The 19,235-nt window shown below is 62.1% G+C and carries 19 protein-coding genes; 11 read left to right on the plus strand and 8 right to left on the minus strand.

Translation table 11 applies throughout. The annotated features are described in order from the left end of the window. Positions 1-6: 6 nt before the first annotated feature. The gene (locus CCR96_RS08655) at positions 7-300 is read left to right on the plus strand and encodes a putative quinol monooxygenase (protein WP_201219730.1); all 294 of its coding nucleotides are present in this window, start codon (positions 7-9) and stop codon (positions 298-300) included. Then, positions 300-1,490: an iron-containing alcohol dehydrogenase gene (locus tag CCR96_RS08660; RefSeq protein ID WP_201219731.1), complete on the plus strand. Its 1,191-nt coding sequence runs from the start codon at positions 300-302 to the stop codon at positions 1,488-1,490. The genes CCR96_RS08655 and CCR96_RS08660 overlap by 1 nt, the downstream gene beginning before the upstream one ends. A gap of 28 nt (positions 1,491-1,518) precedes the next feature. Here CCR96_RS08660 and CCR96_RS08665 read toward each other — a convergent pair whose 3' ends face one another. The 5 genes from CCR96_RS08665 to CCR96_RS08685 all read right to left on the minus strand — a co-directional run bounded on the left by CCR96_RS08665 (position 1,519) and on the right by CCR96_RS08685 (position 7,993). Beyond that, positions 1,519-1,917: a response regulator gene (locus CCR96_RS08665; protein ID WP_274601092.1), complete on the minus strand. Its 399-nt coding sequence runs from the start codon at positions 1,915-1,917 to the stop codon at positions 1,519-1,521. 11 nt (positions 1,918-1,928) lie between these two features. Next, positions 1,929-2,633 (minus strand): Hpt domain-containing response regulator, encoded by a 705-nt coding sequence (locus CCR96_RS08670; protein ID WP_338035848.1) that lies wholly within the window; start codon positions 2,631-2,633, stop codon positions 1,929-1,931. A 141-nt stretch (positions 2,634-2,774) separates the two neighbouring features. Continuing rightward, positions 2,775-5,042, minus strand: coding sequence for a glycogen synthase (locus tag CCR96_RS08675; RefSeq protein WP_201219734.1), 2,268 nt, complete (start codon positions 5,040-5,042; stop codon positions 2,775-2,777). 94 nt (positions 5,043-5,136) lie between these two features. After that, on the minus strand, positions 5,137-7,377 hold the full coding sequence (gene glgB / locus CCR96_RS08680) for a 1,4-alpha-glucan branching protein GlgB (RefSeq protein ID WP_201219735.1): 2,241 nt from the start codon (positions 7,375-7,377) through the stop codon (positions 5,137-5,139). 181 nt (positions 7,378-7,558) lie between these two features. Beyond that, complete coding sequence (locus CCR96_RS08685; protein WP_201219736.1) at positions 7,559-7,993, minus strand: BLUF domain-containing protein; 435 nt, start codon at positions 7,991-7,993, stop codon at positions 7,559-7,561. A 218-nt stretch (positions 7,994-8,211) separates the two neighbouring features. Here CCR96_RS08685 and CCR96_RS08690 point away from each other — a divergent pair, with 218 nt between their 5' ends. Next, positions 8,212-8,907, plus strand: a complete 696-nt coding sequence (locus tag CCR96_RS08690; RefSeq protein ID WP_201219737.1) for a cytochrome b/b6 domain-containing protein — start codon at positions 8,212-8,214, stop codon at positions 8,905-8,907. A 63-nt stretch (positions 8,908-8,970) separates the two neighbouring features. Here the strand turns inward: CCR96_RS08690 and CCR96_RS08695 are convergent, their stop codons facing one another. Then, positions 8,971-9,435, minus strand: coding sequence for a c-type cytochrome (locus CCR96_RS08695; RefSeq protein ID WP_201219738.1), 465 nt, complete (start codon positions 9,433-9,435; stop codon positions 8,971-8,973). A gap of 402 nt (positions 9,436-9,837) precedes the next feature. On the opposite strand from CCR96_RS08695, the gene CCR96_RS08700 reads away from it, so the two are divergent. After that, positions 9,838-10,422 (plus strand): CDP-alcohol phosphatidyltransferase family protein, encoded by a 585-nt coding sequence (locus CCR96_RS08700; protein ID WP_207191923.1) that lies wholly within the window; start codon positions 9,838-9,840, stop codon positions 10,420-10,422. Between the two features lie 32 nt (positions 10,423-10,454). Beyond that, positions 10,455-11,123 (plus strand): thiopurine S-methyltransferase, encoded by a 669-nt coding sequence (locus CCR96_RS08705; RefSeq protein WP_201219740.1) that lies wholly within the window; start codon positions 10,455-10,457, stop codon positions 11,121-11,123. Positions 11,124-11,196: 73 nt separating this feature from the next. On the opposite strand, the gene CCR96_RS08710 is transcribed toward CCR96_RS08705, so the two are convergent. Then, positions 11,197-11,982, minus strand: coding sequence for an HPP family protein (locus tag CCR96_RS08710; protein WP_242518761.1), 786 nt, complete (start codon positions 11,980-11,982; stop codon positions 11,197-11,199). 323 nt (positions 11,983-12,305) lie between these two features. On the opposite strand from CCR96_RS08710, the gene CCR96_RS08715 reads away from it, so the two are divergent. The 6 genes from CCR96_RS08715 (at position 12,306) to hcp (ending at position 16,545) form a co-directional block, all read left to right on the plus strand. Next, positions 12,306-12,806, plus strand: a complete 501-nt coding sequence (locus tag CCR96_RS08715) for a hypothetical protein (protein ID WP_201219741.1) — start codon at positions 12,306-12,308, stop codon at positions 12,804-12,806. Between the two features lie 92 nt (positions 12,807-12,898). Continuing rightward, positions 12,899-13,126 (plus strand): RND transporter, encoded by a 228-nt coding sequence (locus CCR96_RS08720; RefSeq protein ID WP_201219769.1) that lies wholly within the window; start codon positions 12,899-12,901, stop codon positions 13,124-13,126. Positions 13,127-13,330: 204 nt separating this feature from the next. Next, a complete protein-coding gene (locus CCR96_RS08725; protein WP_201219742.1) occupies positions 13,331-14,098 on the plus strand; it encodes a Crp/Fnr family transcriptional regulator in 768 nt (255 codons plus the stop codon). A gap of 171 nt (positions 14,099-14,269) precedes the next feature. Continuing rightward, positions 14,270-14,503 carry a DUF433 domain-containing protein gene (locus CCR96_RS08730; protein WP_201219743.1) on the plus strand — a complete coding sequence of 78 codons (234 nt, stop codon included), beginning with the start codon at positions 14,270-14,272 and terminating at the stop codon, positions 14,501-14,503. Further along, positions 14,500-14,808 carry a DUF5615 family PIN-like protein gene (locus CCR96_RS25520; protein WP_201219744.1) on the plus strand — a complete coding sequence of 103 codons (309 nt, stop codon included), beginning with the start codon at positions 14,500-14,502 and terminating at the stop codon, positions 14,806-14,808. Before CCR96_RS08730 ends, CCR96_RS25520 begins: the two co-directional genes overlap by 4 nt. 108 nt (positions 14,809-14,916) lie before the next feature. Further along, positions 14,917-16,545 carry a hydroxylamine reductase gene (hcp, locus tag CCR96_RS08740; protein ID WP_201219745.1) on the plus strand — a complete coding sequence of 543 codons (1,629 nt, stop codon included), beginning with the start codon at positions 14,917-14,919 and terminating at the stop codon, positions 16,543-16,545. A gap of 228 nt (positions 16,546-16,773) precedes the next feature. Here hcp and CCR96_RS08745 read toward each other — a convergent pair whose 3' ends face one another. Then, entirely contained in the window at positions 16,774-19,047 is a 2,274-nt protein-coding gene (locus CCR96_RS08745) for a putative bifunctional diguanylate cyclase/phosphodiesterase (RefSeq protein ID WP_201219746.1), read from the minus strand. Positions 19,048-19,235 lie beyond the last annotated feature (188 nt).

Raw genomic sequence — 19,235 nt, forward strand, 5'->3', positions numbered from 1 at the left:
AAATCAATGTCAACGACACTCGTCCATATCCAGGTGGTTCCCGAGGCGCGGGATCGATTCATTGCCGCGACGCACGAGAATTGCCGTCAATCCCGGCAAGAACCAGGCAACCTGCGTTTCGATCTGCTGCAAGGGGAGGCCGATCCGAATCATTTCATCCTCTACGAGGCCTATGTCGATGCCGAGGCCGCGCGTGCGCACAAGGAGACGGCCCATTACTTGGCCTGGCGGGAGGCCGTCGCCGAGATGATGGCGCGCCCGCGCGAAGGCATCGCCTATCAAATGCTGGTGGCTGAATAATGGCGGGCCTGTCAGCGTTCTCGATCGCCCGCTTACCGCGCATTGCGTTTGGCGTCGGCGTGCGCTCGACGGTTGGCGCCCGCGCCGCTCGCTATGGACGGCGGGCACTGTTGGTCACCGGTGGGACGTCGTTGCGGGCCGGGCCCTTCTGGACGGAATTGGAGCAATCATTCGCCACGGCGGAGGTGCATGTGGAGCAGGTCCAGATCGCCGATGAGCCGAGCCCAGATCAGATCGATGCCGCGGTGCGCGCCTATCAACAGGCCGACATCGATGTCGTGGTCGCCATCGGTGGTGGCAGTGCGCTGGATGCCGGCAAGGCCATCGCCGGTCTGCTGCGTCCTGGCCACTCGGTATTGGATCATCTCGAAGGGGTGGGGCCGGAGCGTCCCTATCAGGGGCCGGCGCTGCCCTTTGTTGCGCTGCCGACCACCGCCGGCACCGGCTCGGAGGCGACCAAGAATGCCGTGCTGAGCCAGCGTGGCGAGGGGGGCTACAAGAAATCCTTTCGCGACGAGGCCCTGGTCGCGCGTGATGCCTTGGTTGACCCGGATTTCCTGCAAACCTGTCCGCGCTCGGTGCTGGCGGCTAACGGCATGGATGCGCTCACGCAATTGCTGGAGTCCTTCGTCTCGACGCGCTCGAATCCGCTCTGTGCCGCCTTGGCCTTGGACGGGTTGAAACAGGCAGGTGACGCGCTCTTGCCGCTCTACCAAGACCCGAACAACGCCGAGGCCCGAGCCGGCATGGCCTATGCGTCACTGCTCTCAGGCATCTGTCTTGCGCAGACCGGGCTCGGCTCGGTGCATGGCTTGGCCTCGCCGCTCGGCGCCTTCTTCCCGATTCCGCATGGGATGGCCTGCGGCACCCTGGTCGCCAAGGCCACAGAGATCAATCTGAGCGCCATGCAGCAGCGCGAGCCCGAGCATCCGGCCCTGGAGGCCTATGCTACGGTTGGCCGCCTGTTCGCTGGCGAGCAGGGCTTGAGCCGGCAAGACGCTTGGGATGCGTTGCTCGACAGGCTGTGGGATTGGACCGAGCGCTTGCAACTGCAGCGCCTCTCAGCCTGGGGGGTCACCAGCGCCGATCATCCGCGTATCGTTGCCAATAGTCGGGGCAGCAGCATGAAGACCAATCCCGTCGTGCTACGGGACGAGGAGATTGCCGCCATTCTTGCTGTGCGGCAATAGGATGCGGCCATCCGTTGTCCGCGCTTTGCTAGGCGCAGCGGCTATGATGGTAATGCTCCAAGACCTTTTCGATGCGTTCAGGATTCAGCGGTTTGACTAGGAAGCCATTGACCTTGCTCGCAGCGGCCTGACGCACATTGGCGATGGTGCTATGCGCGGTGAGCATGATGATCGAAACCTGTCGCTTGTCCTTCCTGAGTTCGTTGAGGACGTCGATGCCATTCATCTCGCCTGGCATCTCGATGTCCAAAAAGACAAGATCCAGAGGGTTCTTCTGGCAGAGATCCACGGCCTCTTGACCTGAGCCTGATTCGAGAATGTTTGTGTGATCCAGTGACTGCAGTGTTGAGCGCAGGAGCTTTCGTAGCATCGGATCATCGTCGACGATCAGAATGCTGACGTCATTGGGATTACATGACCAAGGCATCGAGTAACCATCTAATGATTGAGTTGTAGAAGACGCTCGGCCTCGGCGATGACGGGGTCGATCTGCATCGTGACAGCCTGGAGCGAATATCCTTGACGCAACAACCTATCCGCTGATGCAGCGAGCGCGCCGAGCCGATGATAGCCAAAACTCCCCGCGGACCCTTTGAGTTTGTGCAGTACCGCCTGAGCCTGGCTCGCGGAACCTTGTTCTAGGGCTGATCTCAGGTCGTCGAGATAACTGCTGTTCAGTATCTCGATGAAGGCGCGTTGCAAGGCGCGCTGCTCATCGTCGCCTAAGATCGCTGGGTTGGCCGAGGCGTGCTCTGGACTCGAGGCTTGCAGGCATTGCTCGAGCAGCGTCGTTAAGGCGGTCAGATCGAACGGTTTCCACAGCAGGTGGCAACCGAGCGATCTCAGTCGCGCTTGTTCAGCCTCGGGCAGGTGCCTCGCAATGATGACAATCGGTACGATCTGACCTGATCCACGAGCCAACTGAATGCTGTCCAGGAGCTGACCACTCTGGTGCAAATTGAGGTCGATCAAGACGATATCAAATTCCGCGGTCAGCAACTGTTCGATCAGTGGCTCACCGGTGCTGACCGAGGTGACATCCAGATTGAGTGCGATGAGCTGTTTGCCAAGCTGTGTGCGGCTCATGGGATCGCTGTCGGCGATGAGCGCGCGTCTTTGAGGCTGTTGCCGGAGATCGTTCACCAACGGGTACCTTAATTAACACGACCGACTGGTCAATCAGCGCTGGCTCTCGCGTGCAGCGCCGCGAACCGGCTGATGATCGCGATAGCGGAAGCCGTCTGGCGATTGGCCAGCCGGTTCCAGCAGTCGCGGGCAGTCGCTTTAGCGATCGCGGATGAAGTCGTAGATATTCAGGTAGTCTTGGCCGGGGTGGTTCCAGGAGTAGTCCGCATTCATCGCGTTCTTCATCAGCTCGCGGAAGTGGTCTGGGTATTGGTAGTAGCAGTCGATGGCGCGGATCAGCGCGGACTCGAGCCCTGGCACGTCGTAGTTGTCGAACCGGTAGCCGTTGCGTTGATGCAGCGGGCGGTCGGAGTGATCCTTGTCGAACACGGTATCGGCCAGGCCGCCGACGGTGCGCACCACCGGCACCGTGCCGTAGCGCAGCGCGATCAGCTGGGTCAGACCGCAAGGCTCGAATTGGCTCGGCACCAGCATGATGTCAGCGCCGGCGTAGATCAGGTGCGAGAGATCCTCGTCGAAGCCGATCTCGAGATGACAGTCGGGGCTGTCGTTGAGCATGTGCTTCAGGCCCCAGAAGTCGTTATTGATGCCTTGGTCGGGGCTGGAGCCGAGGAGGACGAACTGAGCACCGTGCTCGAGGGTCGAGAAGATCGCGTGGCGCACCAGCTCCAAGCCCTTTTGCGGGTCGAGCCGGCCGATGAAGGCGACGATCGGCTTCTCATTGTCGGCGAGCATCAGCCGCTGGCGCAGCGCGCGCTTGTTCTCGTACTTGTCGTCGAGGTTGCCGAGGCCGTAGTTGACCGGGATGTAGCGGTCGACCTCGGGGTTCCAGACGTCGTAGTCGATGCCGTTGACGACGCCGCCATACTTCATGTGATGGGTGTGCAGGGTCGACTCGAGCCCGAAGCCCTGGCCCTGATCTTTGGTCTCGAAGGCGTAGCGCGGCGAGACGGTGGTGACGAAGTTGGAATAGACGATGCCGCCCTTGAGGAGGTTGAGCGCATTCTTGTGATGGTTGTCGCCCATCCGGACCCAATCGAAGAAACGCTCAGGCTGATGCAGGCCGGTGGCGCGCAGCAGTTCGGCGCCGGTGACGCCCTGATGCTTGAAGTTGTGGATGGTCATGCAGACCCGTGGATGGGTCATGCCGAGCGCCTGATAGAACTCGTAGAGGAACACCGGTACCAGCGCGGTCTGCCAGTCGTGGCAGTGGATGATGTCGGGATGCTTGCCGGACTGCCAGAGGAACTCGATCGCCGCGCGCGAGAAGAAGGCATAACGGAAGACGTCATCCGGGAAGCCGTAGATGCTGCCGCGGTTGAAGAAGTTGTCGTGCGAATGCGGCTCGATGAAGAAGCACTTGCGGTCGTGGACGAATCCGAAATAGACCGTGCAGTGGATGGCGCCGTCGTACCAGGGCACCCAGAGGTCGTTGTAGACCGGCTGTAGATCGAAGATGTGGTCGTAGCGCAGGTTGTCGTACTTCGGCAGGATGATCTCGACATGGTTGCCGCGGATGGCCAATTCCCGGCTCAAGCCGAAGACCACGTCCGCTAAGCCGCCGATCTTCGCGATCGGCGCCATCTCCGGTGTGATCTGGACGATGAACAGGCTGGGGCGCGGGGGATGATGGACGACCGGTGGTTCAGGGGGGCTCTCTGGAATGGGCTCCGGCTGCGGCTCCGCGGTCGTTTCCGCAACGGGCTGTATCAGCGGCTCCTTGGGCTTCCTGGGCTCTGCGACTGGTTCGGGCTGTGGCGGCTCCTCAATGATCTCCGGGACGGAGTGGGCTGGCTGCGGTTTTGATGCCGCTGCCTTGGCAGCCGGGGCCGCTGGCTTCGGTTCTGCCTTGGACTGCGCTGCTGGATCGGCCGCGCCTTTGGCCGCGGCAGCGGGGCGAGTCGATGTCGCGGGCGCAGCGGCGGTCGGCGGCTGTGCTGATGCTGATGCTTCGCTGCTCGTCGGCTTCCGCTTCGGCGTGGCTTTTGGCTGTGCCGATGAGCTGGGGCTGCTGGGGCTGCTGGAGGTGGGTGCTTCCTTTGCCGCGGGTTTTGTGCTGTTGCTAGAGCGAACCGACTTCTGCTTGCTCGCGGGCGAGGACGTGTTTGGCTTGGCTATGGATGCAGCAGGCGTCGCTGCTGCAGCCGGGGCCGCAGGCTTTGGGCTGGTGGCGGACGGTGCAGATGTGCTAGCGGCCTCCGCATCGGTCGTCTTGGCCGGCGACTTCGGGCTTGGGTCCGTTGCCTGAGCTACGGGGTCGGCAGGCGGCGTGCCCGTGGCCTGAGGATTCGGGACCTGCGGCTTCGGAGCCGCGCTTTCGGCGTTGGCCTTAGGTGCGACGGGCGCTTCGGCCTTGCGGCTGCTGGGTGCTTTGGTCTTCTTCGTGGTCGTTGGCTTTTTTGCCATCGCTGCTCACCTGCGCGATCTGAGTGCTTCGAGGGCTGGGTTTGGCCGCAAGGCCTGCCACCTGCCGTTTATGTATCCGAGGCCGGCCAATCGCTTAGTCGGCGGCTGCCTCCGCGGTCTCGTCGTCCTCGGCAGCGGCTGTGGGCAAGGGCTTGAGCACGATGCCGGCCAGTGGCGGTAAGGTCAGCAGCAGAGACTGTGGGTGGTTCATCCAGTTCACCGGCTCGGTGCTGATCGGTGCGCTGCCGTTGTCGACGCCGCTGCCGCCGAAGGTCGATGCGTCGGAGTTGAAGATCTGCTGATAGGCGCCGGCAGCTGGAACCCCGACGCGATAGTCGTGGCGCGGAATCGGGGTGAAATTGAGCGCAACGACAAGGTGGTCGCTTTGCAACGAGTCGTTGTTATCGTCCGCGGGTTGGCCCTTGCGTTGGTAGATCAGCACGGAGTTGTGCGCATCATGGCAGTCGATCCACTCGAAGCCTTCGCCGTTGAAGTCGAGCTGATGCAGTGGTGGCTCCTCCAGGTACAGTCGGTTGATACGCCGCACCAATTGCTGAATGCCTTGATGGAACGGATATTCGAGCACATACCAATCGAGGATGCGCTGGCTATCCCATTCCTCGCCCTGGCCAAACTCGCTGCCCATGAACAGCAGCTTCTTGCCGGGGTGGGTGTACATGTAGGTAAACAGCAGGCGCAGGTTTGCGAAACGCTGCCATTCATCGCCGGGCATCCGGTAGAGCAGGGAGCGCTTGCCGTGCGTGACCTCGTCGTGTGAGAACGGCAGCAGGAAGTTTTCGGTGAACGCGTAGAGCATGCTGAAGGTCAGCGCGTCCTGATGGTACTGACGGTGGATTGGGTCTTCCTTGAAGTACTCCAGGGTGTCGTTCATCCAGCCCATGTTCCACTTTAGATCGAAGCCGAGGCCGCCAACGTAGGTTGGTCGCGTGACCTGTGGCCAGGAGGTGGATTCCTCGGCCATGACCAGTGCACCCGGTACCTGATCGTGGACGATCTCGTTGAGCTCGCGCAGGAAGGCGATGGCCTCGAGGTTCTCGCGACCGCCGTATTGGTTGGGCAGCCAGTCGGTGCGGGAATAGTCCAGGTAGAGCATGGAGGCGACGGCATCGACGCGCAGACCGTCAACGTGGAATTCCTCGAGCCAGAACAGCGCGCTGGAGATCAGGAAGTTCTTCACCTCGGTGCGGCCGAAGTTGAAGATCAGGGTCTCCCAGTCCAGATGTTCGCCGAGGCGCGGGTCCTCATGTTCGTAGAGGGCGGTGCCGTCGAAGCGGCCAAGGCCGTGGGCGTCTTTCGGGAAGTGCGCGGGCACCCAGTCGAGGATGACGCCGATGCCATTGGCATGGCAGTGATCGACCAGGTAGCGGAAATCATCCGGACTGCCGAAGCGGCTGGTGGGTGCGTAATAGCCGGTGGTCTGATAGCCCCAGGAGAGGTCGAACGGGTGCTCGGTGATCGGCATCAGCTCGATATGGGTGAAGCCGAGATCTTTGACGTACTCGACCAGGCGCTCGCCGAGCTCGCGGTAGTTGAGCATCTCGCCTTCGGGGCCGCGCTGCCAGGAGCCGGGGTGCACCTCGTAGATCGACATCGGGCTGTGCTGCCAGTCGTATGCCGCACGCGCTTCGCGCCAGGACTCGTCGCGCCAGCGGTACTGGCTGGGTGGCTCGACGATGCTGGCCGTGCTGGGGCGGACCTCGGCGCGCCGTCCGTAGGGGTCGGATTTGAGCAGGATGGCGCCGTCGCGCGAGCGGATCTCGAACTTGTAGAGCACGCCGGGCGCTAGATCGGGGATGAACAGCTCCCAGACGCCGTTACCGTGCACGCGCATCGGATGACAGCGGCCGTCCCAGCCATTGAATTCGCCGACCACGCTGACCCGCGCCGCGTTTGGCGCCCAGACCGTAAACAGCACTCCGGCAATGCCGTTGGTCTCGTGTACCCGCGCGCCGAGCAGGCGATAGGCGTGCCAGTGGCGCCCCTCGCCGAACAGGTGCATGTCGAAGTCGGGGACCTGCGGTGGGAAGCTGTAGGGGTCGTGCGCGATGTGCTCACGGTGATCTTGGTCGCGCCAGATCAGCCGGTAATGCTCGGGTAGGTGAGCGGCCGGGCCTCGCCATTCGAAGATGTCGGTGCCACTGACGCGCTCCATCTCCTGCTGAACCTCGGCGATGGAGACGGTCTCTGCCTGCGGCAGGATTGCGCGCACGCAGCATTGATCCCCGTCCTGATGACGGCCAAGCACGGCAAAAGGATCGGCGTGGGTGGCCTCGGTGAGTTGACGTAGGGTAGCGGGGAGTTGGTCGTGGCTCATCCAGGATGCCTCTTCAGGGAGGGTGGGTCGAGCCGCTCGCGCGGGAGCGGGGCTCGTTGGTGTTGTTGTCTGCGGTCGGTCACCCCAAGCATTGGGCGCTTGGTGATCGAGTGCCTGGCGTTGGTTGTGGCTGTGTCACTGGCCGTTCGTGACATCTGCGGGATGACCTCTAGCAGCGGATTTAGCCAATATCCTTGGCTGGATCAAGGCCTTGTTTGCGGACATACATGAGCAGCTCTTTCGCCCGACCCATGGTCTGAGCAAGGGCGCGCAGATCCTGCTGGTTGCTGTCTTCGTTAGGGAATTCCATCCACTCGCTGCCGTCAAGGGTCTGGAAGCCCATGCTCCAATCCGGATATTGGGTTTGTGAGACGAGCTCTTCGAACAATAGCGCGATATCGGTGTGGCGTTCGTCTTTTGCGATTTGCTTGAACAGGCCGCGCACCTCATTAGGCTCGCCTTCGAGCACCTGCAGAAAGTGGCCACCTTGAAACAACAGGAGTCCTGTTATGCCTTTTTCGGCGTTGCGCTTGCGGGCGTAGGTCAGCAGTTCGAGCAGCTCATCGCGGGTGAAGTCGTGTGTCGCGGTGCTAGCGTAGCAAAGTTGAAAGGGCATATCCCACAACTCCAGTGGCATGTTGTCATCGATGCCGCGATTCTACGCGTTCGTGCGCTCAAATGGCGCGGTTGTCGGCACTCCTATCATTGGACTGTCGGTCGCCTGTAGGCGCGTCGCTGAAGCGAGTGGGCGCAAGCCTGGCATAATGGGCGCACTTGGGCCGACAGCCTCAGGCTGCGGTGGGTGAGCATTCGACTGTTGCGGGAATTCTGTTTATGCGCATCAAGGTTTGGGATCTACCGACCCGCGTCTTCCATTGGGCGCTCTTCGTGGCCGTAACAGCGGCCATTTTGACGGGCTTGCAAGGCGGAAACTGGATGGTCTGGCACGAACGCGCCGGGCTACTGATCTTGGGGCTGCTGGTGTTCCGGCTCGTCTGGGGCCTGTTGGGATCAACCTACGCGCGCTTTGCGCAGTTTTTCCCGACGCCGCGCAAGATCCTGGCCTATCTGCGTGGGCACTGGCACGAGGAGGGGCATAACCCGCTTGGCGCCCTGTCCGTTCTTGCGTTGCTCGCCGTGCTCATATTCCAGGCTGTAAGCGGCCTGTTCAGTAACGATGACATCGCCTTCAACGGACCACTCTATGCTCTGGTGTCCAAGGCGACCAGCGACTGGCTGACCAGCCTGCATCGCCAAGGGCTGTGGATCATCGTCGCGCTGGTGAGCCTGCATGTCTTGGCCGTGCTGTTCTATACCCTGGTGCGGCGCAACAACCTGATCCGGCCGATGATCACCGGCTGGAAGCCGGCACCGCCGGATGGCTCGCGCACGAGTTCGGCGCGGGGCGGACCTCTCTGGGCATTGCTGCTGGCGCTGTTGCTCGGCGCAGCGGCGGTGTGGATTGCGGATGGTGGTCTGCTGCCACCGCCACCCCCTCCGCCACCAGCGGGTAGTCTGCCGAGCTGGTGAGTCCCTGGCTCCCGAGGCGCTTGGCTGCCTGGCTGCAGCCAAGCCAGCCAAGCGCTTGCGGGTTTAGTCTTTGCGGTACTTCTTGTGGCAAGCCTTGCAGCTCTCGCCCAGCTTACCGAAAGCGGCCTTGACCTCAGCCTCATCGCCGAGCGCAGCCGTCTCGGCCATGTTGTTGGCGGCTTCGATAAAGGCTACGGCGACCTCGCCAACCCCTTCCTGATCGGTAAACAGCTCGGGCTTGACGCGGGTCTTCACGTCGCCGATGTCCTTGTCGGTACCAGGGCCATAGAGCGCGCCCATGCCAGAATTGGCGATGCCGGCGATGGCGTTGGCGGCGGCCTCGACCTGAGGCTGGCTGTAGTCGCCGTCCAGGTTTGCCTTGATCTTGCCCATGTTCCAAGACATGAAGCTGTAGCCAGCCTGACGGGTTTGGATCTGCTCTTCTGGCTTGAGGTCGGCTGCGGTGGCGGTGCCGACGAAGGCGATCGCGAGGGTTCCGAGCGCGGCGGCAGGTAAACGAATGTTCATAGTGGCTTCTCCTGAATCTTAGGATTTGGCTGTTGGAGGGGGTTGGCTGGCAGATGATAGCCGTTAGCCGCCATGCCTGCACGGCAGTGAGGCCGATTAGGCTGCGGACTGAACCGTCAGGGCCTCAGCCTGCGGTTCGATCGCGCTCATCTGCGGCAGGCTGTCTCGATCCCGGAACGACTTGATCGGGCAGCCGTAGCCCGTGCACTATGCAAGGTCTGCTGTTCGCGACTTTGCTGGCGGGTCGCGGCGATGTTCAAGTTCTTGTTGCGCTGTTCTCCTTCACCTGAATCTTACGCGATTCATGTTCCGGGGTGGCGCTCCGCTATGAGCCTTAGGGGGCTTGCGCGGTAACACCTTGGGCTTTCCGTTCAGTCAGCCTTGGTTGGGGTGATGATCTCGATGGGTCACTGGACATTGCCTAATCTGTTGAGCGCCCTTCGGCTCGGTTCCGCGCCATTGCTGCTGTTGCTTGCTCTCTCCGAGCAGCGAGAGGCGTTTATCTGGCTGCTGGCGCTGGCGTTTCTGACCGATGCTGTCGATGGCGTGTTGGCGCGGAGCATGGGGCAGACCAGTCGTTTTGGCGCCCAGCTCGACTCCTGGGCTGATGTTGCGATCTACACGGTTACCGCGATCGCCCTCTGGCGGCTATGGCCTTCGTTAGTTCGTAGCGAATGGCCGGCTGTTGCCGCGGTGGTTGTCAGTTTTGTGCTGCCCGCGTTGGCGGGCCTGCTGCGCTTTCGCCGCTTCACCAGCTATCACACCCTGCTGGTCAAGGTCGCTGTGGCGGCGACGTTCGTCGGGCTCTTGCTGATGCTGCTCGGCGTTTCGGTCTGGCCGTTTCGGTTGGCGGCGCTGCTTGCTGTGCTGGCCGCGCTCGAGGAGCTTGCCATTACCGTCGTGCTGCGCGAGGAGCGCTCGGATGTGGTGAGTCTTTGGCATGTGTTGCGTCAGCAGCGCGGGAGATCGCGTGCCGACGCTGATTGAGTGCGTTGTTGGACACAGAGTATGGTGAATCGATGACCCCTGAATTTTGGCTCAACCGCTGGCAGCGCAGTGAGCTTGGCTGGCACGAAGACGAGATCAATCGGCACTTGGCTGAGCATTGGCCGCGCCTCGAGTTGCCCAAAGGCACGGCTGTGCTAGTGCCGCTCTGCGGCAAGTCACTGGATATGCTCTGGCTTGCGAGTTGCGGTCATCGTGTACTTGGTGTCGACATCAGTCCATTGGCGGCCGAGCAGTTCTTTGCTGAGAATCAGCTCAAGCCGCGCATCGAAGTGCGGGGGGCGTTTCAGTACTACCAGGTCGATGAGATCAGCGTCATGATCGGTGACTTCTTCGATCTGCGTCCGCAACAGGTTGCGGGCATCGCCGCTGTCTACGATCGTGCGTCACTGATCGCGCTGCCGCCCGACATGCGGCCTCGCTATGTGCGTCATCTCGCCACCCTGCTGCCGCCTGGGGTGCGATCGCTGCTCATCACGCTGGAGTACGATCAGTCGCGCATGAAAGGGCCGCCCTTCGCGGTGGATGAGCCCGAAGTGCGGACGCTGTTCGAACCAAATTTTCAGGTCGAGACCTTGAGCGTTTTTGATGCGCTGGCCGAGAGTCCGCGTTTCAGGGCGCGCGGACTTGATGTGCTCGATGAGCGTGTCTACCAGCTGCGGCGGCTGCCGCCTAAGCCTTGACGAGGGGCTGATACTCGGCGGCTTGCTGCTGGACATCGAGCTAACACTCGGGCTCCCTGCCTGCCCGTCGATCTCAGAGCCAAAACTCCGGATAGCGACGTCCACGAGCCAGGTTGTTGATCAACAGCGCAACCAGCAGCATCAGTAGCGCGCCGAGCGTCACTGGGATCAACACGAACAGATAGCCCATCGCATGCACTTGTTCGGAGCCGATCACCGCGATCAGTGCTGTCGCGCCACCGGGTGGGTGTAGGGTGCGCGTCAGATGCATCATCGCGATTGCGGTTGAGACCGCTAGCGCCGCCGCTAGCCAGGGCAGCAGTGGGCCAAGCAGCAGCCAGGCCGAGACGCCGATCAACGCCGAGACGGTATGGCCGCCGATCAGATTGCGCGGTTGCGCCAGCGGGCTACGTGGGGCGCCATAGAGCAACACCGCTGAGGCGCCGAATGAACCGATGAGGAGCAGGCCGTCTGTTGGCGTGAGTCCGATGGACTCGAGCCAGACGGACGCATGGGTCCTCTGGGTACTGATCGCCTCGTTCAGCCAGGCCACTAAGGCGATGCCGAGGAAGCTGCCAAGCCAAGACCAGAGTACCTCGCTGTTGCTGACCCGAGGCGTGGCACCGCGTGTGGAGCCGCGCATCTTGCGCAGATAGCTAGTGACTGCGTTGGTTAGACGCAACCTCAAGCCGTGGCGCTGTGGCTGATGGATCGCGGCAGTGAGCGACGCTTGATCGTCCGGGGTCTGCAGTGGTCTGCTCGGCGTCAACGCCGCTAAGGTCCGTACCGCTTGCAGCGCCGCCGGGATGCGCTTGAGGGGCTTATGCGTGGCCTTCATCGAGACCTTGACTGCGATCATTGTTTGTCCTCCTGTGGCTGGCGCGGTCGCTCTACGAGAGTCGCTCTGCGCTGTTCTGCTCTAGCGATTAAGCTAGCTCTGATATTCAGTTCAGACAAACGAAAGTTATTTGATTTTGGTATCGGCTTTGCCGATATTCAGTGCTCCGATTGACGCCTTGATCATGAGATCGGCTTTGAGAAAGACCTCCAGTCGAGTCTTGACCTCGAGCGCATCACGCAGCAGTTGTTACTGGACGACCAGTTCAGCGACCGCATCCCCATACTGACACAGTAAGCTTGTGTTTCACTCGATCACGAGCAGGATCGGCCCTTGGAGCCTCGATGATGACATCCGCGGACGATAGGCAATCTGGCTTTGACGGCGAGGGCGGACTCTGGCCCTCAGCCGACTATCAGGCTCAGATCGAGCGCTTGCGGGCCGCGATCGGCGAGCGGATCTACCTTGCCGAGCTGCGTGAGACCGAGATCCAGCTCAGCGTTCAGCTCACCGATCAGGCCTATGAGCTGCTTGGTGTGATCGACTTCCCGCGCCCGGACCCCGCGCGCGGGCTGGCGCCGCATCTGATCCTGCTCGACGATGGGCGCGGGGTGAATCTTGGGCGCATCGCACGCATCAGTCGCCAGCCCTTTCAGCCCGCCGACGACCAGCTACTCTATCGTGATCGCGCGGCCGATCAGACCCTCTTGTTCGCCGATCGGCGCCTGTCGCGGCGCTTCATCGCCGAGCGCACCCAGGCGGTGCTTGGGCAGGTGCTGGGGCGGTCAGCCGCCGCCCCGCGGTCACGGCTGGAGCCCGCGAGGTTGAGGACTGATGAAGATTGATGAAGACTGGATACCATACCCATCCAACCACTGGACATCCAGTCAATCGGCCGCGACAGGCCATCATGAACAGCTACAGGAACCCATCAACCATGTTCGACTGGCTCGACCACCTGTCTCTCGGCCTGCTGCTGATCATCGCGCTGACACTGGGGCTCGCGCCTTTCGTGCCCGAGCCCCATGTCTGGGAGAAGCTCAAGATGCTCGCCGACGGCACCTTGGTACGGCCGATCGATATCTTCGATCTACTGCTGCACGGTATCCCCTGGCTGCTGCTGCTGGCCAAGCTCGGGCGCTTGGGCTGGGTGCGGCTGCGCTGAGCGATCGATCACTCGACCTCGGTTTGCGCCCGCACTTGCCCGCACCATGCGATGGCCGATCTCTGACTGCGGGTTGCTGACTGCGATTTGCTGACTGCGAGTCGCTGACTGCGAGTCGCTGACTGCGAGTCGCTGACTGCGAGTCGCTCACGATGAAAAGCCCGAGGCGCTGGAGTATTCACCGCTTGAGCATGGGGAGGACTGATGGCTGAATTGAGTACCAAGCGAGAGACCCTGACTGACACCAGCAGCGAGTCCGATGTGGACGTGACGCCAGCGAATGGGGCAGGGAGCCGCGATCTGGCGACCGATCTACGCCAAGCGCCACTGCTCGCGGCCTTGAGTCCGGCGCAGCTAGCGCGCCTGTTACAACGCGCAAGTCAGGTCCGGCTCACCGCCGGGCAGATGCTGTTTCACCAAGAAGCGCCGGCGGAACGGTTCTACTTCCTGCGCTCGGGCCAGATCCGTCTGTTCCGCCTCTCCAGCGACGGCGGCGAGAAGATCATCGAGCTGATCCGTGCCGGTCAGACCTTCGCTGAGGCGCTTTTGTTCATGGGCACCGGGCGTTATCCGGTCTGCGCTGCGGCACTGACCGAGGCCCAGGTGGTGTCGATCGATGCCGCCGACTTTGCCGCCATGCTGCGCGAGTCGCCGGAGACCTGCTTCGCCTTGCTGGGCGATCTGAGCCGGCGTCTGCATGCCATGATCGCCGAGATCGACAGTCTGACCTTGCTGTCCGCGCAAGGGCGTGTCGCGCGCTGGTTGCTGCGCAACAGCCAGGCTGAGGCATCGGCGTCCGTGATCAGGCTCAATGTCACCAAGGCCGTGCTCGCCTCGCGCCTGTCGATTCAACCCGAGACCTGGTCGCGGGTGACCCGGCGGTTGGTCGATGCCGGCGTGATCAGCGTGGACGGTGAACGGATCGAGATTCGTGATCGCGCCGCCCTGCAGGCGCTGGCCGACGAGATCTAGCGCGATCGACCTCGGCGCGCCAACGCCTTCCGCCGTAACGCCGATCGCTCCATCATGACTGGCTCTGCGGAACAATGCAGACCATCGCCAAGTCGCTGGACGCTCGCGACAGCGAGCAGGCGTATTGCTATCCTGATGTCAACTGATCAGATTCCGCGCTAACGAGTGCCGATGGCCATGCAAATCGACCGCATTACCCTGGACCCTGCCGTCATGGGAGGCAAGCCCTGCATTCGCGGTCTGCGAGTGACGGTGGGTACAGTGCTCGGACTCATGGCAACGGGTGCTAGCCGAGAGCGCATCCTGGTTGCCTACCCTTACCTCGAGCCTGAGGATCTGGACGCAGCACTCGCCTATGCCGCTTGGCGACTGGAGGAGCGGGAAGAAGAGCTAACGGCAGCATGACGCTGCGGCTAGTGATCGACGTCAACCTGTCGCCGGAGTGGGTTCCAATCCTTTCCGAAGCGGGATTCGAGGCGGTGCATTGGACAGAGATCGGTGATCCTTCCGCCTCTGATCGAGTCACTACGCCGCTTCCGCGCCGACCTGGAGTCCGGTGCTTTGCTGCTGATCGAGCCTGGACGGAGCCGAGTGCGAGTCCTTCCTCTTTGATCGCCTCGGGCGTCCGCTGCGCGCGGCGCTGGTGCGGGCCTGTGCCATCACAACGCCGTCGTGCTGTTCGGCATCCAAGGCCCAAAAAACCCGCTTGACCATGATCAAGTCGCACCGTCCCGTCCGCTGGAAGACTGTCCCTGTCGATCCTGGCATCGCCACCCCACAACCGTCAGCGGACCGAGTCTTTCCAGCGAGCGTTTTCAATGAGTATGTTCTGTTTCCAATGTGAAGAGGCCTCCAAGGGCACTGGCTGCACCACCAAGGGTATCTGCGGCAAGACCGAGAGCATCGCCGTGCAGCACGACCTCTTGGTCTACCTGTTGAAAGGCCTGGCCCTGGTCGCCGAGGAGGCCGAGCGTCAAGGCCAGCCGGATGACGCGATCGGCCCCTTCATCGCCCAGGCCCTGTTCGCCACCATCACCAATGCCAATTTCGATCCGGCCCGCTTTGAGATGCTGATTCAAGCCACCATCGACAAGCGCGATGCGCTCAAGGCGCGTCTCGGCTATCAGAGCGATCGCGATGAGCTGAACTGGACCGGCAGTCCGGCCACCTATGCCGCCAAGGGCGCTAGCGTCGGCGTGCTCTCGCAGCCCAATGAAGACCTGCGTTCCCTGCGCGAGCTGCTGGTCTATGGCGTCAAGGGCATGGCCGCCTACACCGATCATGCCGCCATCCTCGGCCTCGAGAAGCCGGAGATCTACGCCTTCATGATCAAGGCGCTGGCCGCCACCACCCGTGAGCTGAGCATCGAGGCGATGACCGCGCTGGTGATGGAATGCGGCGCGGTCGGCGTCACCGCCATGGCCCTGCTCGACGAGGCCAATACCCGCGCCTATGGCAACCCCGAGATCACCCAGGTCAAGCTCGGCGTCGGCAACAACCCCGGCATCCTAATCTCCGGGCACGATCTCAAGGATCTGGAGGAACTGCTCGAGCAGACCGCCGGCACTGGTGTCGATGTCTACACCCACAGCGAGATGCTGCCGGCCCACGCCTATCCAGCCTTCAAGCAGTATCCGCATTTCGTCGGCAACTACGGCAACGCCTGGTGGCAGCAGGACAAGGAGTTCGCCGCCTTCAACGGCCCAATCTTGATGACCACCAACTGCATCACGCCGGTCAAGGCCGCCTATCGCGATCGGATCTACAGCACCGGCATGACCGGCTGGCCGGGCATCAAGCACATCCCCGATCGACCCGAGGGCGGCGCCAAGGACTTCTCGGCGCTGATCGCGCAGGCCAAGACCTGCCCGCCGCCAACCGCGCTGGAGCAGGGCGAGATCACCACCGGCTTCGCCCATGCCCAGGTCATGGCGTTGGCCGATCAGGTGGTCGACGCGGTCAAGTCCGGCGCCATCAAGCGCTTCGTGGTCATGGGCGGCTGCGATGGTCGGCACAGCGAGCGCGGTTACTACACCGATGTCGCCCAAGCGCTACCGCAAGACGCGGTGATCCTCACCGCCGGCTGCGCCAAGTACCGCTTCAACAAGCTGGATCTTGGGGACATTGGCGGCATCCCGCGCCTGCTCGATGCTGGGCAGTGCAACGACGCCTACTCGCTGGCCTTCATCGCGCTGAAGCTGAAGGAGGTCTTTGGACTCGACGACATCAACGAGCTGCCGATCTCCTACGACATCGCCTGGTACGAGCAGAAGGCGATCATCGTGCTGCTGGCGCTGCTGCATCTGGGCGTCAAGCACATCCGGCTCGGCCCGACGCTGCCGGCCTTCCTGTCGCCGAACGTGGCCAAGGTGCTGATCGAGACCTTCGACATCAAACCGATTGGTCGCGTGGAGGAGGATGTGGCGGCGATGATGGCGGCGGCTTGATCGCGGTTCAGCCCCTCACCCACCGCAACCAGCATCACCGCGTGCATTGACTCGACGCGCTCGATGCCTTCAACCAGAAGCGGGTGAAGAAGATCGCCGTGCGCGGCATCCAGACCCGAGGGCTGGCCGGAACCAACGCCTAGCTCTATCTCGAAGGCATCGACATCTCCATGGAGCTGCGTTGATCGAGATCCATGCACCTGTGGACCCTAGCGCAGCTGCTCCGGGTTAGGAGAACAATCGAGCGGACTGGTGACCGACTTGGGTCCACCAGCGCTCGAGCTCATCGAGCGGCATCGGCTTGGCGAAATAGAACCCCTGAAACCACTGGCAGCCTTGCGCGATCAGCAGATCGCGTGCGGTCTCGGTCTCGACGCCCTCGGCGATGACCCCGACCCCCAGATTTTGTCCTAAGGTGATGATGGTGCGAACGATCGCAGCGTCATTGTCGTCGGTCTCCAAGCTGCGCACGAACGATTGGTCGATCTTCAGCTCATCAACCGGCAGTTGTTTGAGATACGAAAGCGATGAGAAGCCGGTGCCGAAGTCGTCCAGCGAGAACCGAATCCCGTGGGACTTCAGCTGCGTCATGGTCTGAGTGACCCGTTCCACATCATCAAATAGCAGGCTCTCGGTGATCTCGAGTTTCAGGCGGGTCGGATCGGCACCGCTGGCGCTCAGCGCCTCGAGCACGCGTTGTACGAAGTTGGCCTGCTGAAACTGCTTCGGGCTGACGTTCACTGAGAGACTGAGCTGTTGCAACAGCGGTTCTTGCTGCCAGCGCGCCAACTGCTCGCAGGCGCTGTGCAGAATCCACTGGCCCATCGGCAGGATCAACCCCGAGGCCTCCGCCAAGGGGATGAACTGGGCTGGCGAGATCAGTCCTTTGTGCGGATCTTGCCAGCGCACTAGCACCTCGGCACCGATCAACTGGCCGCAAGCATCCAGTTGCGGTTGATAATGCAAGCGCAGCTGTTCCGGGATGGCATTGCGCAATAGGGCCTCGAGCTCGACGCGCTGTTCCAACGCCAGTTGCATGTCCTGGTCGAAGAAGTGCAGGCAGTTACGGCCGATCTTCTTCACCTGCACCATCGCCGCATCAGCCCGCTTGAGCAGATCGCCGACCCGGTCGGTGGAGCCATTGAACAGGCTGATGCCGATGCTGCCGGTGATCACGTAATCGCTGCCAGCGATGCGAATCGGCTGGCGAATCGCGGCCAGCAGCTGCTCTCCGGCGCGATTGGCCTCCACCATTGCGGCATCGGTGCGGCTGTCGAGATGCTCAATGACGACGACAAACTCATCGCTGCCGAGACGCGCCACGGTATCGTCACTGGCGACCGCGGCTAACAGCTGGCGCGAGACCTCGATCAACACCTGATCGCCGACATCATGGCCTTGGGTATCATTGAGGGCGCTGAAGTCATCCAGGTCGATAAACAACACTGCGCCGCAGTGCCCTGAGCGCGCGCTGCCGAGCAGGGCCTGTTGCAGGCGGTCGATGAACAGGCGCCGATTCGGCAGCTTGGTCAGGACATCAAAGTAGGAAAGGCTGTGGATCTGCGCCTCGGCCTGCTTATGCTCGGAGATATCATCGAAGGCGCCGATATAGTGGCTGACTCGCCCCTGGTCATCGATCACGTTGGAGATATGCAGCCACTCCGGAAAGATCTGTCCGTTCTTGCGTCGGTTCCAGATCTCGCCTTGCCATTCACCATGTTGATTCAGCTGTTGCCAGAGTTCGCGGTAGAAATCGGCATCGTGGCGTCCGGACTTGAGCAGCGTCGGTGTCTGCCCGATGACCTCTTCTGGCTGGTAGCCGGTGGTCTCACAGAAGGCCCGATTGACGCGGAGGATGCGTTGCGCATCATCGGTGATGATCATCGCCTGGCGGGTCTCGAAGGCCTTGGCGGCGATACGCATCTCTCGCTCGGCCTCCTTCTGCTGGGTGATGTCTTCGGTGAAGATGAGGATACCGCCGATCGACTGATCCTCTCGGTACCAGGGCCGCACCTCCCAGCGTTGCCATTGGGTGCGACCGTCGGGGCGGATGAAATAATCACACTCGGCGCGCACCACCTCGCCGCGCAGCGCACGCTGATGTACCAGGCGCCAACGTTGCGGGATCTCTGGGAAGACCTCGTAATGGCCGCGGCCGCTGAGGTTCTCACCCGAGAGGCCATAGTCCTTGAGCCAGCGATCGCTGACCAGCATGAAGCGTAGCCTGGTATCGAGCATGGCCAAGGCTGCTGGCGCATGTTGAATGAACAGCCGTTGGCGCGCCTCGCTTCGCGCCAGTTGGCGTTGGCGGTACGACAACAGCCCATAGAGCAGCAGCGCGGTGGCGGCAACAAAGGCGATGCCCTTGTACTGCTGCCATTGCACGAGCTGAGCCGGGTCCCGAGCGACCAAGCCGAGGAACCCATCGGAGAGGATGATCCAGAGGCTACCGAAGGCGATATAGACCAGGATGATCCACGCTGTGGAGCTGTTCCATCGCATGCCAAAGCTACGATCCGCGTTAACGTTGCGCCAGTATAACGCAGCACTTTGGTGCCTGTTCGCTTGCCATTACCGGGTCGGTTAGGGTGCGCGTAGGGTGCGCGACCTAGTGCGCGGCTTCGTCCCGGTGCCTGAGTGGCTGCTGCCTAGTCAAGACGCTCGACCTTTCCAGCCCTAGATGGCGGCTC

The organism is Halochromatium roseum (genome assembly GCF_016653315.1).
Lineage (GTDB): Bacteria > Pseudomonadota > Gammaproteobacteria > Chromatiales > Chromatiaceae > Lamprobacter > Lamprobacter roseus.

What these genes read in the sequence shown, in the direction of transcription:
- CCR96_RS08655 (WP_201219730.1), top strand. Translation starts at nt 7, where the DNA reads ATGTCAACGACACTCGTCCATATCCAGGTGGTTCCCGAGGCGCGGGAT.
- CCR96_RS08660 (WP_201219731.1), top strand. Translation starts at nt 300, where the DNA reads ATGGCGGGCCTGTCAGCGTTCTCGATCGCCCGCTTACCGCGCATTGCG.
- CCR96_RS08665 (WP_274601092.1), bottom strand. Translation starts at nt 1,917, where the DNA reads ATGCCTTGGTCATGTAATCCCAATGACGTCAGCATTCTGATCGTCGAC.
- CCR96_RS08675 (WP_201219734.1), bottom strand. Translation starts at nt 5,042, where the DNA reads ATGGCAAAAAAGCCAACGACCACGAAGAAGACCAAAGCACCCAGCAGC.
- glgB (WP_201219735.1), bottom strand. Translation starts at nt 7,377, where the DNA reads ATGAGCCACGACCAACTCCCCGCTACCCTACGTCAACTCACCGAGGCC.
- CCR96_RS08685 (WP_201219736.1), bottom strand. Translation starts at nt 7,993, where the DNA reads ATGCCCTTTCAACTTTGCTACGCTAGCACCGCGACACACGACTTCACC.
- CCR96_RS08690 (WP_201219737.1), top strand. Translation starts at nt 8,212, where the DNA reads ATGCGCATCAAGGTTTGGGATCTACCGACCCGCGTCTTCCATTGGGCG.
- CCR96_RS08695 (WP_201219738.1), bottom strand. Translation starts at nt 9,435, where the DNA reads ATGAACATTCGTTTACCTGCCGCCGCGCTCGGAACCCTCGCGATCGCC.
- CCR96_RS08700 (WP_207191923.1), top strand. Translation starts at nt 9,838, where the DNA reads ATGGGTCACTGGACATTGCCTAATCTGTTGAGCGCCCTTCGGCTCGGT.
- CCR96_RS08705 (WP_201219740.1), top strand. Translation starts at nt 10,455, where the DNA reads ATGACCCCTGAATTTTGGCTCAACCGCTGGCAGCGCAGTGAGCTTGGC.
- CCR96_RS08710 (WP_242518761.1), bottom strand. Translation starts at nt 11,982, where the DNA reads ATGATCGCAGTCAAGGTCTCGATGAAGGCCACGCATAAGCCCCTCAAG.
- CCR96_RS08715 (WP_201219741.1), top strand. Translation starts at nt 12,306, where the DNA reads ATGATGACATCCGCGGACGATAGGCAATCTGGCTTTGACGGCGAGGGC.
- CCR96_RS08720 (WP_201219769.1), top strand. Translation starts at nt 12,899, where the DNA reads ATGTTCGACTGGCTCGACCACCTGTCTCTCGGCCTGCTGCTGATCATC.
- CCR96_RS08725 (WP_201219742.1), top strand. Translation starts at nt 13,331, where the DNA reads ATGGCTGAATTGAGTACCAAGCGAGAGACCCTGACTGACACCAGCAGC.
- CCR96_RS08730 (WP_201219743.1), top strand. Translation starts at nt 14,270, where the DNA reads ATGGCCATGCAAATCGACCGCATTACCCTGGACCCTGCCGTCATGGGA.
- CCR96_RS25520 (WP_201219744.1), top strand. Translation starts at nt 14,500, where the DNA reads ATGACGCTGCGGCTAGTGATCGACGTCAACCTGTCGCCGGAGTGGGTT.
- hcp (WP_201219745.1), top strand. Translation starts at nt 14,917, where the DNA reads ATGAGTATGTTCTGTTTCCAATGTGAAGAGGCCTCCAAGGGCACTGGC.
- CCR96_RS08745 (WP_201219746.1), bottom strand. Translation starts at nt 19,047, where the DNA reads ATGCGATGGAACAGCTCCACAGCGTGGATCATCCTGGTCTATATCGCC.